We start from the raw sequence: 16,140 nt of genomic DNA on the forward strand, positions 1-16,140 counted from the left end.
GGGGGCCCGGGTGATCGGAAGCCGGTCGCAGGCCGATCGGGAGCCCCTTTGCGGATGTGTCCCACGGGAGGGGTGCGGCGGAGCCTCACGTGCCCCAGAGTCACCCGGTCGACATGTGTGCGTAGGTCGGCACGGATGAGCGGAAGGGGGCGAAGGTGCAGGTAAGTACGGCCTTCCTTGCTGGCGGCGGTGGAATTTCAGGCGTACGTTCGCAGTTGTCCAAAAGTAGAAGAAGTCCAAACAGGCAGTGAACGAGCACTTGGGGGACCCCCGCATGGCCATCATCGAGACCGAGGCCGCGCTGCACGAGGCGCACCGCGACAACCACACCCACCGGGACGTCAACGGCGGATGGCTGCGCCCGGCTGTCTTCGGTGCGATGGACGGCCTCGTCTCCAACCTGGCGCTGATGACCGGTGTGGCCGGTGGAGCCGTCTCCCATCGGACCGTCGTCATCACCGGGCTCGCTGGACTGGCCGCGGGCGCCTTCTCCATGGCGGCCGGTGAGTACACCTCCGTCGCCTCGCAGCGCGAACTCGTCGAGGCCGAACTCGACGTGGAGCGGCGGGAGTTGAGGAAGCACCCGCAGGACGAGGAGCGGGAGCTGGCGCTGCTGTACGAGGCGCGTGGGGTGGAGTCCGCCCTCGCCGGTGAAGTCGCCCGGCAGCTGTCCCGCGACCCCGAGCAGGCGCTGGAGATCCACGCGCGGGAGGAGCTGGGCATCGACCCCGGCGATCTGCCCTCACCGGTCGTCGCCGCCGTGTCGAGCTTCGGTGCCTTCGCCGTGGGCGCCCTGCTCCCCGTGCTGCCGTACCTGCTGGGGGCCGCCACCCTCTGGCCCGCCCTGCTGCTCGCCGCTCTCGGGCTCTTCGCCTGCGGGGCGATCGTCGCCAAGGTGACCGCCAGGTCATGGTGGTTCAGCGGGTTGCGGCAGCTCGCGCTGGGCGGGGCCGCGGCCGGTGTGACGTACGCCCTGGGCAGTTTCTTCGGAACGGCCGTAGGATGACCGGCACCGCCTGATCGCGCACCTATGCACGGGACTGCATAAGTAGCCGTTACTCGGCGGTTTCGAACGCTTAACCATTGGGCATGAGCCGTAAGCGCCGCGGGCAATGACGCCCGCGCCGCACCACACGCACATCATCAGCAGCAGGTGACGTTGCCTGCCGCGATCGGGCCCACGGTCATGGATCTGACCGAAAAGGCCCCCTTTTTCAGCCGCCACGAGCGGCGCCCCGCCGCGACCCGTGGCGTCCGCATGATGGAACGCGGTATCCGGTTCACGAGAACCACTCCATCATGTAACCTGCACGAAATTTTGCACTCTCGCTAAGGGCCAACGTCGTCCCTCGGCACTTGCCCCCAGAGCCTCAAGGCCTGGGAGGTGCCCCCCAGACACGACGACGACGGGAGAGCCGATGCGTACGCCGCGCCAGCCGTCCCAGCACTCCGAGAATGGCCAGAACTGGTCCTTCATGGATGCTCGCCCTGCCGCGCAGGGAATGTACGACCCGCGCAACGAGCACGACGCCTGCGGCGTCGGCTTCGTGGCGACCCTCACCGGTGAGGCGAGCCACGCGCTGGTCGAACAGGCGCTGACCGTGCTCCGCAACCTGGAGCACCGCGGCGCGACCGGCTCGGAACCCGACTCCGGGGACGGCGCGGGCATCCTGTCCCAGGTCCCCGACGCCTTCTTCCGCGAGGTGGCCGAATTCGAGCTGCCCGAGGCCGGCTCGTACGCGGTCGGCATCGCCTTCCTGCCCGAGGAGGCCACCGCCGACGCCGTCTCACGCATCGAGACGATCGCCGCCGAGGAGCACCTCACGGTGCTCGGCTGGCGCGAGGTCCCGGTCGCCCCCGGACTCCTCGGCGCCACCGCCCGCTCGACGATGCCGCACTTCCGGCAGGTCTTCGTAGGGGACGGATCCAGCCAGGGCATCGACCTCGACCGCAAGGCGTTCGCGCTGCGCAAGCGTGCCGAGCGCGAGGCCGGCGTGTACTTCCCGTCGCTCTCCGCCCGCACCATCGTCTACAAGGGCATGCTGACCACCGGCCAGCTGGAGCCCTTCTTCCCGGACCTGTCCGACCGCCGCTTCGCCTCCGCGATCGCGCTCGTGCACTCCCGGTTCTCCACCAACACCTTCCCGAGCTGGCCGCTCGCCCACCCGTACCGCTTCGTCGCGCACAACGGTGAGATCAACACGGTCAAGGGCAACCGCAACTGGATGGCGGCCCGCGAGTCCCAGCTCGTCTCCGACCTGTTCGGCGAGCAGGACGGCCTCGACCGGATCTTCCCGATCTGTACGCCCGACGCGTCCGACTCCGCCTCCTTCGACGAGGTCCTGGAACTGCTGCACCTCGGCGGCCGGTCCCTCCCGCACTCCGTGCTGATGATGATCCCGGAGGCCTGGGAGAACCACGCCTCCATGGACCCGGCCCGCCGCGCCTTCTACCAGTTCCACTCCACGCAGATGGAGCCCTGGGACGGCCCGGCCTGCGTCACCTTCACCGACGGCACCCAGGTCGGTGCGGTCCTCGACCGCAACGGCCTGCGCCCCGGCCGCTACTGGGTCACCGACGACGGCCTCGTCGTCCTCGGCTCCGAGGTCGGCGTCCTCGACATCGACCCCGCGAAGGTCGTCCGCAAGGGCCGCCTGCAGCCCGGCCGCATGTTCCTCGTGGACACCGCCGAGCACCGGATCATCGAGGACGACGAGATCAAGGCCGGCCTCGCCGCCGAGAACCCGTACGCGGAGTGGCTCGAAGCCGGCGAGATCGAGCTCTCCGACCTCCCCGAGCGCGAGCACATCGTGCACACCCACGCCTCGGTCACCCGCCGCCAGCAGACCTTCGGCTACACCGAGGAAGAGCTGCGCGTCATCCTCGCCCCGATGGCCAAGACCGCCGGCGAGCCGCTCGGCTCCATGGGCACGGACTCGCCGATCGCGGCCCTGTCCGAGCGCCCCCGGCTGCTCTTCGACTACTTCACCCAGCTGTTCGCGCAGGTCACCAACCCGCCGCTGGACGCCATCCGCGAAGAGCTCGTCACCTCGCTGCGCTCCTCGCTCGGCCCCGCGGGCAACCTGCTGGAGCCGACCGCCGCCTCCTGTCGAAGCGTCACCCTGCCCTTCCCGGTGATCGACAACGACGAGCTGGCCAAGCTCATCCACATCAACGCCGACGGCGACATGCCCGGCATGAAGGCCGCGACGCTCTCCGGCCTGTACCGCGTCTCCGGCGGCGGCGACTCCCTCGCCGCCCGCATCGCGGAGATCTGCACCGAGGCCGACGCCGCCATCGAGAACGGCGCCCGTCTGATCGTCCTCTCGGACCGGCACTCCGACGCCGAGCACGCACCGATCCCCTCGCTGCTGCTGACCGCCGCCGTCCACCACCACCTCATCCGCACCAAGCAGCGCACCCAGGTGGGCCTGCTGGTCGAGGCGGGCGACGTCCGCGAGGTCCACCACGTGGCCCTCCTCATCGGCTTCGGCGCCGCGGCCGTCAACCCCTACCTCGCCATGGAGTCCGTCGAGGACCTGGTCAGGGCCGGTACGTTCCTCCCGGGCATGGAGCCCGAGCAGGCCATCCGCAACCTGATCTACGCGCTCGGCAAGGGCGTCCTCAAGGTCATGTCCAAGATGGGCATCTCCACCGTCGCCTCCTACCGCGGCGCCCAGGTCTTCGAGGCCGTCGGCCTCGACGCGGCCTTCGTGCAGAAGTACTTCAGCGGCACCGCCACCAAGATCGGCGGCGTCGGCATCGACGTCGTCGCCAAGGAGGTCGCCGCCCGCCACGCGAAGGCGTACCCGGCCAGCGGCATCGCGCCCGCGCACCGCGCCCTCGACATAGGCGGCGAGTACCAGTGGCGCCGCGAGGGCGAGCCGCACCTGTTCGACCCCGAGACGGTCTTCCGCCTCCAGCACTCGGCGCGCAGCAACCGCTACGACATCTTCAAGAAGTACACGGACCGCGTGAACGAGCAGTCCGAGCGCCTCATGACGCTGCGCGGCCTGTTCGGCTTCGACTCGGGCCGCGAGGCCATCTCGATCGACGAGGTCGAGCCGGTCAGCGAGATCGTCAAGCGCTTCTCCACCGGCGCCATGTCGTACGGCTCCATCTCCAAGGAAGCCCACGAGACGCTCGCCATCGCCATGAACCAGCTGGGCGCCAAGTCCAACACCGGTGAGGGCGGCGAGGACCCGGACCGCCTCTACGACCCGGCGCGCCGCTCGTCCATCAAGCAGGTCGCCTCCGGCCGCTTCGGCGTCACCTCCGAGTACCTGGTCAACGCCGACGACATCCAGATCAAGATGGCCCAGGGCGCCAAGCCCGGCGAGGGCGGCCAGCTGCCCGGCCACAAGGTCTACCCCTGGGTCGCCAAGACGCGTCACTCCACACCTGGCGTGGGCCTCATCTCCCCGCCCCCGCACCACGACATCTACTCCATCGAAGACCTCGCCCAGCTGATCCACGACCTGAAGAACGCGAACCCGCAGGCGCGGATCCACGTGAAGCTGGTCTCCGAGGTCGGCGTCGGCACGGTCGCCGCGGGTGTCTCCAAGGCCCACGCGGACGTCGTCCTCATCTCCGGCCACGACGGCGGAACGGGCGCCTCCCCGCTCACCTCGCTCAAGCACGCGGGCGGTCCCTGGGAGCTCGGCCTCGCCGAAACCCAGCAGACGCTGCTCCTCAACGGCCTGCGCGACCGCATCGTCGTGCAGACCGACGGCCAGCTGAAGACCGGCCGTGACGTCGTCATCGCCGCGCTGCTCGGCGCCGAGGAGTTCGGTTTCGCGACCGCGCCGCTCGTCGTCTCCGGCTGCGTCATGATGCGCGTCTGCCACCTCGACACCTGCCCGGTCGGCATCGCCACCCAGAACCCCGTCCTGCGGGACCGGTTCACGGGCAAGGCCGAGTACATCGTCAACTTCTTCAAGTTCATCGCCGAAGAGGTCCGCGAGATCCTCGCCGAGCTGGGCTTCCGCACCATCGAGGAGGCCGTCGGCCACGCCGAGGCGCTCGACGTGGCCCGCGCGGTCGACCACTGGAAGGCGCAGGGCCTGGACCTGGCCCCGCTCTTCTACGTGCCCGAGCTGCCCGAGGGCGCGTCCCTCCACCAGACCATCGAGCAGGACCACGGCCTGGAGAAGGCGCTCGACAACGAGCTGATCAAGCTCGCCGCCGACGCCCTCAACGCGACCGGCGCCACCGACGCCCAGCCGGTCCGCGCCCAGGTCGCCATCCGCAACATCAACCGCACGGTCGGCACCATGCTCGGCCACGAGGTGACGAAGAAGTTCGGTGGCGCGGGCCTGCCCGACGACACCGTGGACATCACCTTCACCGGTTCCGCGGGCCAGTCCTTCGGCGCCTTCCTGCCGCGCGGTGTGACGCTGCGCCTGGAGGGCGATGCCAACGACTACGTCGGCAAGGGCCTCTCCGGCGGCCGGGTGATCGTCCGTCCCGACCGGGGCGCCGACCACCTCGCCGAGTTCTCCACCATCGCGGGCAACACCATCGCGTACGGGGCGACGGGCGGCGAGCTGTTCCTGCGCGGCCGCACCGGCGAGCGCTTCTGCGTCCGCAACTCCGGTGCGACCGTGGTCGCCGAGGGCGTGGGCGACCACGGCTGCGAGTACATGACCGGCGGCCACGCCGTCGTCATCGGCGAGACGGGCCGCAACTTCGCGGCCGGCATGTCCGGCGGCATCGCATACGTCATCGACCTCAACCCCGACAACGTCAACGCCGGCAACCTCGGCGCGGTCGAGGAACTCGACGACACCGACAAGCAGTGGCTGCACGACGTCGTGCGCCGGCACCAGGAGGAGACGGCCTCCACCGTCGCCGAGAAGCTCCTGGCCGAGTGGGACACCGCGGTGGACCGCTTCAGCAAGATCATCCCCAGCACGTACAAGGCAGTGCTCGCCGCCAAGGACGCCGCCGAGCGAGCCGGACTCGACGAGTCCGCGATCACCGAGAAGATGATGGAGGCGGCGACCAATGGCTGATCCCAAGGGCTTTCTGAACCACGGCCGAGAGGTCGCCAGGACCCGCCCCGTCGAGGAGCGCGTCAGGGACTGGAACGAGGTCTACGTCCCGGGCTCCCTCCTGCCCATCATCCCCACGCAGGCCTCGCGCTGCATGGACTGCGGCATCCCCTTCTGCCACAACGGCTGTCCGCTCGGGAACCTCATCCCCGAGTGGAACGACTTCGCGTACCGCGAGGACTGGTCCGCGGCCTCCGAGCGGCTGCACGCCACGAACAACTTCCCGGAGTTCACCGGCCGGCTGTGCCCCGCCCCTTGCGAGTCGGCGTGCGTGCTGGGCATCAACCAGCCCGCCGTCACCATCAAGAACGTCGAGGTCTCGATCATCGACAAGGCCTGGGACAGCGGCGACGTCGCCCCCCAGGCCCCCGAGCGCCTCTCCGGCAAGACGGTCGCCGTCATCGGCTCCGGCCCGGCGGGCCTCGCCGCAGCACAGCAGCTCACCCGCGCCGGCCACACGGTCGCCGTCTACGAGCGCGCCGACCGCGTCGGCGGCCTCCTGCGCTACGGCATCCCCGAGTTCAAGATGGAGAAGCGGCACATCAACCGCCGCATCGAGCAGATGCGCGCGGAGGGCACCCGCTTCCGTACCGGCATCGAGATCGGCCGCGACCTCAAGGCCACCGACCTGCGCAAGCGGTACGACGCCGTCGTCATCGCCGCCGGCGCCACCGTCTCCCGCGACCTGCCGGTCCCCGGCCGCGAGCTGAACGGCATCCACTTCGCCATGGAGTACCTGCCGCTCGCCAACAAGGTGCAGGAGGGCGACTTCGTGGCGCCCCCCATCACCGCCGAGGGCAAGCACGTCGTCGTCATCGGCGGCGGCGACACCGGAGCGGACTGCGTGGGCACCGCCCACCGCCAGGGCGCTGCCTCCGTCACCCAGCTGGAGATCATGCCCCAGCCGGGCGAGGACCGCGCTCCGCACCAGCCCTGGCCGACGTTCCCCATGCTCTACAAGGTGACCTCCGCGCACGAGGAGGGCGGCGAGCGGGTCTACGCCGTCTCCACCACCCACTTCGAGGGCGACGAGGACGGCAACGTCCAGTGGCTGCACCTCGGCGAGGTCGAGTTCATCGACGGCAAGCTCACCCCGAAGCCGGGCACGGAGCGCAAGATCCCCGCCCAGCTCGTCACCCTCGCCATGGGCTTCACCGGCACCGACCAGGAGAACGGGCTGGTCTCCCAGTTCGCCCTCGACCTCGACGAGCGCGGCAACATCGCCCGCGACCGCGACTACGCGACCAACGTGCCCGGCGTGTTCGTCGCCGGTGACGCCGGGCGCGGCCAGTCCCTCATCGTCTGGGCCATCGCGGAAGGCCGCTCGGCCGCCCGCGGGGTCGACCGCTTCCTCACCGGCGTCAGCGAACTCCCGGCGCCGGTCCGCCCGACGGACCGTTCCTTGATGGTCTGACGCCCCACCCCCCATAGACGTCCCGTACAACGGTGTACGGAACTGAGCGCGGCGCCTGCCCTCGTCCCCGACCGGACCTGGTGGGCGCCGTGGTGCGTCCGCACGGGTTTGCGTCCGCGGGTCCGGTGGGGGCGAGCCTCAACGATTGCGCAGTTCCCCGCGCCCCTAGGTGGTCTTCAGGGGCGCGGGGAACTGCGCAACGGGGGGCGAGGGGGCGGAGCCCCCGTGCGTGGACGGGAACGGGTAGGGGCGGCGGGGGCGAGAAAAGCCGGGCTACTCCACTTCGTACGACTGACCGTAGACCTTCCACTTCAGGGGGGTGTCCAGGTCCAGATTGCCGTCGTACAGGAACCGCCGCTGAGCCGTGTCCACACGAGACGTGTCCCCGCGCCCCTCGTCCTCCATCGTCTTCTTCCGCATGTCAAGGAAGATGTCGAGGTACGCGACCTCCTTGCCCCCCTCCGCAGGCGTGTCCGCCTCAGCCATCGCCCGCTTACGGATGCCGTAGAAGCCGGGATCACTGCCGGGCCCGTGCATCACCATGGCGTCGTAGTAGATGAACTGACCCAGCACACCCAGCCCGTCCCGCCGCGCAAGCCGCACCGCGGGATCGAAATACACCCGGTCCCGCTCAGCGTCCTGCACCCGCTGGAACGCGGCCTTCCGCGCCTCCGCCTTCCACGCAGCCACGAACCCGTCGCCCAGCCCCTCATGCGACTCCGACCCGTCGACCTCCCGCAGAGCGGGCAGATACCGCGCCAGCGCATTGCCCGAATGCGCCTTCGTGTAACGCTCGACCAGGACGAGCAGATCGTGCGTACCGGTGGTGAACCCGATGATGCCCGCGGTGTACCCACGGCCGTCGTCGATGTCCTCGATGTACGCGTACTGCGCACGCCAGTCCAGGCTGGAGTTCTCGGCGCTGGACACGATCCGCTGCGCCAGCTCCTTCTTCTCCGGCGAGTCCAGCCCGCCCCCACGCGCATCGGGACTGGCGCTCCGGCTGTCCGAACGCGCCCCGTCGTCACCCTGGCCGGGCACGACGGAGCAGGCCGCCAATGCGAACAGGGGGACGACGACGAACAACAGACGGCCAGCGCGTTTCATGAGCAAAGAGTACGATCGGCCGAGGGTGCCGTGCCGCACCGGGTGGATTCGCTGTGTACGCCGGGGGAGGTTCTGTGAGCGCGGAGGAACTGGCGCTGCTGCGGGCGGAGTTGGACGTTCCACTACCGGACGGCTTTACGGAACTGGACGGCGCACAGGCCCTGTTGCTCGCCCAGGCACTGCGCCGGGCACGGGAGCGCCGAGCCTCCGGACTGCACGAGTCCGTCGAGGACGCACTCACCCTCGTACCGGCCCTGACCAGGGAACCCGTCCGCCGGATGCTCTTCCGCTAGGGGAATCCGTATGGACACACTGCGCGGCAGAGCCGAGACCCTGAAGCTCGCCCGGCTGCTGGACGTCGAGCCACAGCGACTGGCGTTCCTCGAAGAGCTGCCCACCGACGACGTACGCCTCTTCCGTGAGAGCGCCGTAGCCGCGCTCTTCGACGAGGACCCCGCCCTGCTCGACCGCATCGCAGGCGTGACGAAAATCCTGCCGGCCGCCGTCGCCGCGGGCATCGCCCAGAAAGCCCTTGGGCCGCGCCTGGCCGCCGCGCTCGCCGGACGCCTCGAACCGGCCCGAGCCGCCGACATCATCGACAAACTCCCCGTCGACTTCACGGCCCGCTGCTGCCACCACGTCGACCCGCGCCGCATCGCCGGGATCATGGGCAGGCTCGACGACGACATCGTCGTACGCATCGCCCTCGTCCTCGCCGAACGCGGCGACCACCTCACCATGGGCCGGTTCGTCGGCCACCTGCGCGACTCGGCGCTCAAAAGCATCCTGCCGCAGCTCACGGAAACGACTCTGCTGCGCACGGGGTTCGTCATCGACCACCCCGAGCGGCTCGGACACATCGTCGAACTGCTCGACGACCAGCGGATCTCCGCGGTCATCGAGGCCGCCGCCGACCACGATCTATGGCCCGAGGCCATCGCCGTCGCGAGCATGGCGGCGGGTGAGCAGCGGGCCCGGATCGCGTCGCTGACCGCCGCACAGCCAGAGGTCCGGCTCGACTCCCTGATACGCGCCACGGCCGGACAGGACCTGTGGGAGTCGCTGCTGCCGATCGTGTCGCTGCTGAGCGAGGACGAACTGCGGGCCGTCGCCGCGCTGCCCGCGCTGCGGGACCCTGCGGTGCTGGGCGGGCTCGTCCATGGAGTGGTGGCCACCGGGCTGTGGGGGGACTTCCTGCCGCTGGTGCGGGTGTTGCCGCCCAGTGCGCGGCGGGTGGTGGCGGGGGTTGCGGGGGCGCTCGACGATGCGGGGCTTGATGCGTTGGCCCGCGGGGTCGACAAGGAGGACCTGTGGGATCTGGTCCTCCCCCTCATCGAGCTGATGTCCGACGCGGCGCGGGAACGGGTCCTTGCCCTGAGGGCGTTCCAGGAGCGGCCGTCCGGCTAGGGGGCCCGCCCCCACCGGACGCACGACTCGTTCCACACCGCGCGGCCCGGCGGGGGCGGGCCCAAACGATTACGCAGTTCCCCGCGCCCCTAGGTGTGCGGCCCGGCGGGGGCGGGCCTAAACGATTGCGCAGTTCCCCGCGCCCCTAAAAGCCATGAGACTGCGCAGTTCCCCGCGCCCCTGAGTGTGCGGATCGGTGGGGGCGGGCCTAAACGATTGCGCAGTTCCTCGCGCCCCTAAAGGCCAAGAGACTGCGCCGTTCCCCGCGCCCCCAAAGGGCAAAGGATTGCACCGTTCCCCGCGCCCCTGAATGCGGAATGCGGACCGTACGTTTCATTCAGGGATGTCGGCTCTCCGGCGTGAGGGGGTGTGTCGGGATGTGTGGGCGCCGCGGCAACACGGTTCGACCCGACTTTGCGAGAGCGGCGACCGGACGTCCCGGCGCACCCCCGCCCCACCACGCACCTCAGGGGCGCGGGGAACTGCGCAATCCTTCGGGCCCGCCCCCACCGACGGTGAGTCAAGAACACCGACCGAACAACCCCTTCGCCTCCGCAGAACTCCGTGCCACCCTGAACGACGAGCCACGAGCCACGAGCGGCGAGCGACGACGCGGCGAGCGGAGCCGACGGGGAGGGCCACCTATGGACGCGCGGAGCGCGAAACGACCGGCGGACGCAAACCGCGGCGAACGCGTAGCCGACTGGGCAGACGGCCGCCTCGGCATCTACACCCTCGCCAAGACCCAGATGCGCAAGGTGTTCCCGGACCACTGGTCGTTCATGCTCGGCGAGATCTGCCTCTACAGCTTCCTCATCCTCATCCTCACCGGGGTCTACCTCACCCTCTTCTTCGAACCCAGCGGCGTGGAAGTGGTCTACAACGGCTCGTACGAACCCCTCAACGGCGTCATCATGACCAGGGCCTACGAGTCCACCCTCGACATCAGCTTCGACGTACGCGGCGGACTGCTGATCCGCCAGATCCACCACTGGGCAGCAGTCGTCTTCGTCGCCGCAATGCTCGTCCACATGATGCGCGTCTTCTTCACCGGCGCGTTCCGCAAACCCCGCGAGCTGAACTGGGTCTTCGGCTGGACCCTGCTGTTCCTCGGCATCCTCACCGGCCTGACCGGCTACTCGCTCCCCGACGACCTGCTCTCCGGCACCGGCATCCGCTTCTCCCAGGGAGCGATCCTGTCCGTACCCGTCGTCGGCACGTACCTCTCCTTCTTCCTCTTCGGCGGAGAGTTCCCGGGCCACGACATCATCTCCAGGCTCTTCCCGGTCCACGTCCTCCTCCTGCCCGGGATCATGCTCGGCCTGGTCGTCGCCCACCTGATCCTGGTCTTCTACCACAAGCACACGCAGTACCCCGGCCCCGGCCGCGACCAGAAATCGGTCGTCGGCATGCCGTTCATGCCGGTCTACATGGCCAAGGCGGGCGGCTTCTTCTTCCTGGTCTTCGGCGTCCTGTCGATGATGGGCGCGATCGCCACGATCAACCCCGTGTGGGCTTTCGGCCCCTACCGCGCGGACCTGGTCACCACCGGCGCCCAGCCCGACTGGTATCTCGGTTTCTCCGAGGGCCTGATCCGCGTGATGCCGGGATGGGAGATCGACGCCTGGGGCCACACTCTGCAACTGGGTGTCTTCATCCCCTTCACCCTCTTCCCCCTGATCCTGCTCGCCATCGGCGTCTACCCGTTCATAGAAGCGTGGATCACCGGCGACAAACGCGAACACCACATCCTCGACCGCCCCCGCAACGTCCCCACCCGCACCGCACTCGGCGTGTCCTGGCTGAGCCTGTACGCCGTACTCCTCATCGGCGGCGGCAACGACATCGTCGCCACCCACCTCCACCTGTCGATCAACGCGATCACCTGGTCCGTACGGATCGCCGTCATCCTCGTACCGCTCCTCGCCTTCGTCATCACCAAACGCGTCTGCCTCGGCCTCCAGCGCCGCGACCGGGACAAGGTGCTGCACGGCAGGGAGTCCGGCACGATCAAACGGCTGCCGCACGGGGAGTACGTCGAGGTGCACGAACCCCTCACCCAGGCCCAGCGGTTCACGCTCACCCAGCACGACCAGGTCCCGCCGTACGACGTGGGCCCGCTCGTCGACGCGAACGGCGTGGAACGCAGGGTCAAAGCCACCCGCCGCCTGCGGGCGCGCCTCGCCCGCGCCATGTACGGCCAGAACGCATACATCCCCAAACCGACCCCCGAGGAGTACCGCGAACTCACCAGCAGCGACGACCACCACTGAGGTCGTTCAGAAGCCCACGGGCGTCAGCCCGACGCGGCACCCCCGGCACCACCCAGCACCACCCCCCGGCACTCACCAGGACTGCCCCAGGCGGACCGCAACGCCCGCGCCTTGGTCAGCCACAGCGACAGGTCGTACTCCGCGGTGTACCCGATCGCCCCGTGCAGCTGCAGGGCCGTACGGGCCGTCGCGTACGCCGCCTCGCAGGCCGTGACCTTGGCGGCGGCGACGTCGGCCGGCTCCATCGACAGCGCGGCGCCGAAGACCAGCGGACGGGCGAACTCCAGCGCGATCTTCGCGTCGGCCAGCCGATGCCGCACCGCCTGGAACGAGCCGACGGGCACACCGAACTGGCTGCGCTGCTTCACATACGCCACGGTCCGATCGAGCAGGGCGAGCCCCACTCCGAGGGCCTGCGCGGCGATCGCGAGCCGCGCCCATCGGACGGCCTCGGCGGCACCCGCCACGACCTGTGGCCCGCAGGCCAGCAGCTCACCCCCGGCACGGGGGACGCACAGACGCCGAGCCGGATCGAGGGACCGCCCCACACCCCGACCGCCGCCCCCTTCACGACCCCCACCCCCCTGCGCCACCCACAACTCCCCACCCCCACCTCCATCCCCAGCCAAAGCCCTACCTCCACCCCCACCCCCGCTTCCGCCCCCGCCGACGCGCAACTCCACATCCGCCGCGTCCCCGTCCAGGGCGTACGGCCCCCCACCCGGCAGAGCCACCGTCGCGACCGTCTCCCCCGAGGCCACCCCCGGGAGAAACCTCTTCGCGAGGTTCGCCAACCCCGGCTCGGAGAGCAGCGCACCCGCGGCCACCGTCTCCACCAGCGGACCCGGCACCGCATGCCTCCCCAACTCGACGAACGCCAGCGCGAGTTCGACGGGCCGCGCCCCTACCCCCTCGTACGCCTCGGGCACCGCCAACGCGAACACCCCCAGTTCAGCCAGCCGCGACCACAGCGCCCGCCCGGCCGCATGGTCGCCGGCGCCCCAGGACCGTACGGCCGCGGGCGTGTCCGCGGCCGTCAGCAGGGCGTCCAGCGAGCGCGCGAAGGCGGTCTGTTCGTCGTCCAGGAGGAACCGCATCAGCGACGCCCCCTCGGCAGACCGAGCAGCCGCTCGGCGATGATGTCGCGCTGGATCTCGTTCGTGCCCGCGTAGAGGGGCCCCGACAGCGAGAAGACGTACCCCTCGCCCCATCCACCGTCGCCACCCGCCAACTCCCCGTCCCCGCCGAGCAGGTCGAGCGCGGTCTCGTGCAGGGCGATGTCGTACTCGGACCAGAAGACCTTGTTCAGGCTGGACTCCGGGCCGAGGGGTTCGCCGTCGAGGAAGCGGGACGCCGCCGCGTACGTGAACAGCTGGTACGCGCGGGCGCCGATCACCGCGTCGGCCACCCGGTCACGCGTGTACGGGTCCCGGCCGCGCTCGTGCCACAGCGCGGCCAGCCGGTCCGCCGACGCGAGGAAACGGCCGGGGGAGCGGAGGGTCAGCCCGCGTTCGTTGCCCGCCGTGGACATCGCCACCCGCCAGCCCCGGCCGGGCTCGCCGATCACGTCCTCGTCCGGCACGAACACCTCGTCCAGGAAGAGTTCGGCGAAGGCCGGCTTCCCGTCCAGCCTGCCGATCGGGCGGACGGTCACGCCCGGCGCCCGCAGGCCGAACATCAGGTAGGTGAGGCCCTGATGGGGCTTCGGCGTGTCCGGCTCGCTGCGGAAGAGGCCGAACGCGCGGTCGGCGAACGCGGCCCGCGACGACCACGTCTTCTGTCCGCTCAGCAGCCAGCCGCCGTCCGTACGCACCGCTCTGGACCTGAGCGAGGCGAGGTCGGACCCGGCCTCCGGCTCGGACCAGGCCTGCGCCCAGACGACCTCGCCGCGGGCCATCGGCGGCAGGATCCGCGCGCGCTGCTCCTCGGTGCCGTGGTCGAAGAGGGTCGGTGCGAGAAGGCTGACGCCGTTCTGCCCGACCCGGCCAGGGGCGCCCGCCGCCCAGTACTCCTCCTCGAAGACCAGCCACCGCATCAGCCCGCAGTCCCGCCCGCCGTACACCGCCGGCCAGGACACCACCGACCAGCGGTCCGCGGCGAGTTCGGCCTCCCAGGCCCGGTGGACCGCGAAGCCCTCCTCGGTCTCCAGGGAGGGCAGCGGTCCGGCCGGGACGTGCGCGTCGAGCCAGGCCCGGGCCTCGGCGCGGAACGCCTGATCGGCGGGGGAGTACGTGAGATCCACGGAACCACCTTCCCTAACAAGTGTTTGGTAGGTTAGCGTGGCCCTATGACAGACGTCGAGGGTCCGGTGTACGAGCCCGGGCACGGGCTGCTGAAGGGACGCACCGCCGTCATCACGGCCGCCGCCGGCGCGGGCATCGGCGGTGCCACGGCCCGCCGCTTCCTGGAGGAGGGCGCACGCGTACTGATCAGCGACGCGCACGAGCGACGGCTCAAGGAGTACGAGGCGGAGCTCGCGGCCGAGTTCGAAGGGGTCGCGGCGCTCACCTGCGACGTCACCGACGAAGCCCAGGTGCAGGCGCTCTTCGGCACGGCCCTGCGGCTGCACGGGCGGCTCGACATCGTGGTCAACAACGCGGGACTCGGCGGTACTTCGCACCTCGTCGACATGAGCGACGAACAGTGGTCGAGAGTGCTCGACGTGACACTGAACGGCACGTTCCGGTGCATGCGCGCGGCTCTGCGCGCCTTCCGCGACGGCGGCGACGGCCAGGGCGGCAACGGCGAGGGCGGCCACGGCGGTGTGATCGTCAACAACGCCTCCGTCGTCGGCTGGCGCGCCCAGGCCGGCCAGGCGCACTACGCGGCGGCGAAAGCGGGCGTGATGGCGCTGACCCGCTGCGCGGCGGCGGAGGCGGCGGAATTCGGAGTACGGGTCAACGCCGTCTCACCGAGCCTCGCCATGCATCCGCATCTGGTGAAGGTGACGACCCCCGAACTGCTGGCGGAGCTGACGGCCCGCGAGGCGTTCGGGCGGTATGCGGAGCCGTGGGAGGTGGCCAATGTGATCGTGTTCCTGGCGTCCGGGTACTCCTCGTATCTGACGGGTGAGGTGGTCTCCGTGAGCAGCCAGCATGCGTGAGCGCTCCGCTGGGGTTGGCCATGGGGTCGGGGGTGGTGGTGTGGTGGTGCGTCCGCAGGGCCGTGGGGGTCGGCCTCAACGATTGCGCAGTTCCCCGCCCCCCTTGAGGGGCGGGGGCTGCGCCCCGCGGCCCTTGAGAGGCCCACGGCCCACAATGGGGGCGTGCCTACCAAGAAGAAGCCCCAGGTGACCGCCTCGCCCGCGCGGCGCCGTGAACTCCTCGGCACCGCCGCCGAGGTCTTCGCCGAGCAGGGCTACAACGCCACCACCGTGCGCAAGATCGCGGACCACGCGGGGATGCTCGCGGGCAGCCTCTACTACCACTTCGACTCCAAGGAATCGATGCTGGAGGAGATCCTGCGGACCTTCCTCGACGAGCTGTGGGACGGCTACGACACCGTCCTCGACGCCGAACTGGGCCCGCGCGAGACGCTGGAGGCCCTGGTCACCGAGTCGTTCCGGGAGATCGACCGGCACCGCGCGGCCGTCGCGATCTACCAGAAGGAGTCCAGGCAACTCGTCGCGCAGGAGCGCTTCGCGTTCCTCGCCGAGTCGCAGCGCAAGTTCGAGAAGGCGTGGCTCGCCACGCTGGAGCGGGGCGTGGCCGGCGAGGTCTTCCGGGACGACCTCGACATCCGGCTCACCTACCGGTTCGTGCGCGACACCGTGTGGGTCGCCGCGTCCTGGTACCGGCCCGGCGGACAGCACAGCCCGGACGAGATCGCCCGCCAGTACCTGTCGATGGTGCTGGACGGGATCGCCGTACGCGGTTGATCGCACCCG

General features: G+C 70.2%; 11 protein-coding genes. 8 read left to right on the forward strand and 3 right to left on the reverse strand.

The window, feature by feature from the left end:
- The first annotated feature begins 274 nt into the window (after nucleotides 1-274).
- The 3 genes from C6Y14_RS16950 to C6Y14_RS16960 all read left to right on the forward strand — a co-directional run bounded on the left by C6Y14_RS16950 (nucleotide 275) and on the right by C6Y14_RS16960 (nucleotide 7,467).
- Nucleotides 275-1,006 carry a VIT1/CCC1 transporter family protein gene (locus tag C6Y14_RS16950; RefSeq protein ID WP_107017534.1) on the forward strand — a complete coding sequence of 244 codons (732 nt, stop codon included), beginning with the start codon at nucleotides 275-277 and terminating at the stop codon, nucleotides 1,004-1,006.
- A 412-nt stretch (nucleotides 1,007-1,418) separates the two neighbouring features.
- Entirely contained in the window at nucleotides 1,419-6,014 is a 4,596-nt protein-coding gene (gene gltB / locus C6Y14_RS16955) for a glutamate synthase large subunit (protein ID WP_107017535.1), read from the forward strand.
- Nucleotides 6,007-7,467, forward strand: coding sequence for a glutamate synthase subunit beta (locus tag C6Y14_RS16960; RefSeq protein WP_107017536.1), 1,461 nt, complete (start codon nucleotides 6,007-6,009; stop codon nucleotides 7,465-7,467). The genes gltB and C6Y14_RS16960 overlap by 8 nt, the downstream gene beginning before the upstream one ends.
- Before the next feature lie 273 nt (nucleotides 7,468-7,740).
- Here the strand turns inward: C6Y14_RS16960 and C6Y14_RS16965 are convergent, their stop codons facing one another.
- The gene (locus tag C6Y14_RS16965; RefSeq protein WP_107017816.1) at nucleotides 7,741-8,574 is read right to left on the reverse strand and encodes a chitosanase; all 834 of its coding nucleotides are present in this window, start codon (nucleotides 8,572-8,574) and stop codon (nucleotides 7,741-7,743) included.
- Between the two features lie 74 nt (nucleotides 8,575-8,648).
- Here C6Y14_RS16965 and C6Y14_RS16970 point away from each other — a divergent pair, with 74 nt between their 5' ends.
- From C6Y14_RS16970 to qcrB, 3 genes are all read left to right on the forward strand, one after another.
- On the forward strand, nucleotides 8,649-8,867 hold the full coding sequence (locus tag C6Y14_RS16970; protein ID WP_107017537.1) for a hypothetical protein: 219 nt from the start codon (nucleotides 8,649-8,651) through the stop codon (nucleotides 8,865-8,867).
- A gap of 10 nt (nucleotides 8,868-8,877) precedes the next feature.
- A complete protein-coding gene (locus C6Y14_RS16975; protein ID WP_107017538.1) occupies nucleotides 8,878-9,981 on the forward strand; it encodes a hypothetical protein in 1,104 nt (367 codons plus the stop codon).
- Between the two features lie 644 nt (nucleotides 9,982-10,625).
- Entirely contained in the window at nucleotides 10,626-12,254 is a 1,629-nt protein-coding gene (gene qcrB, locus C6Y14_RS16980) for a cytochrome bc1 complex cytochrome b subunit (RefSeq protein WP_107017539.1), read from the forward strand.
- A gap of 23 nt (nucleotides 12,255-12,277) precedes the next feature.
- On the opposite strand, the gene C6Y14_RS16985 is transcribed toward qcrB, so the two are convergent.
- On the reverse strand, nucleotides 12,278-13,351 hold the full coding sequence (locus C6Y14_RS16985; protein ID WP_107017540.1) for an acyl-CoA dehydrogenase family protein: 1,074 nt from the start codon (nucleotides 13,349-13,351) through the stop codon (nucleotides 12,278-12,280).
- Nucleotides 13,351-14,496, reverse strand: a complete 1,146-nt coding sequence (locus C6Y14_RS16990) for an acyl-CoA dehydrogenase family protein (protein ID WP_107017541.1) — start codon at nucleotides 14,494-14,496, stop codon at nucleotides 13,351-13,353. Before C6Y14_RS16990 ends, C6Y14_RS16985 begins: the two co-directional genes overlap by 1 nt.
- A gap of 45 nt (nucleotides 14,497-14,541) precedes the next feature.
- On the opposite strand from C6Y14_RS16990, the gene C6Y14_RS16995 reads away from it, so the two are divergent.
- On the forward strand, nucleotides 14,542-15,357 hold the full coding sequence (locus C6Y14_RS16995; protein ID WP_107017542.1) for an SDR family oxidoreductase: 816 nt from the start codon (nucleotides 14,542-14,544) through the stop codon (nucleotides 15,355-15,357).
- 162 nt (nucleotides 15,358-15,519) lie between these two features.
- On the forward strand, nucleotides 15,520-16,131 hold the full coding sequence (locus C6Y14_RS17000; RefSeq protein ID WP_107017543.1) for a TetR/AcrR family transcriptional regulator: 612 nt from the start codon (nucleotides 15,520-15,522) through the stop codon (nucleotides 16,129-16,131).
- The last annotated feature ends 9 nt before the right edge of the window (nucleotides 16,132-16,140 follow it).

It is taken from the genome of Streptomyces dioscori, assembly GCF_003024195.1.
Lineage (GTDB): Bacteria > Actinomycetota > Actinomycetes > Streptomycetales > Streptomycetaceae > Streptomyces > Streptomyces dioscori.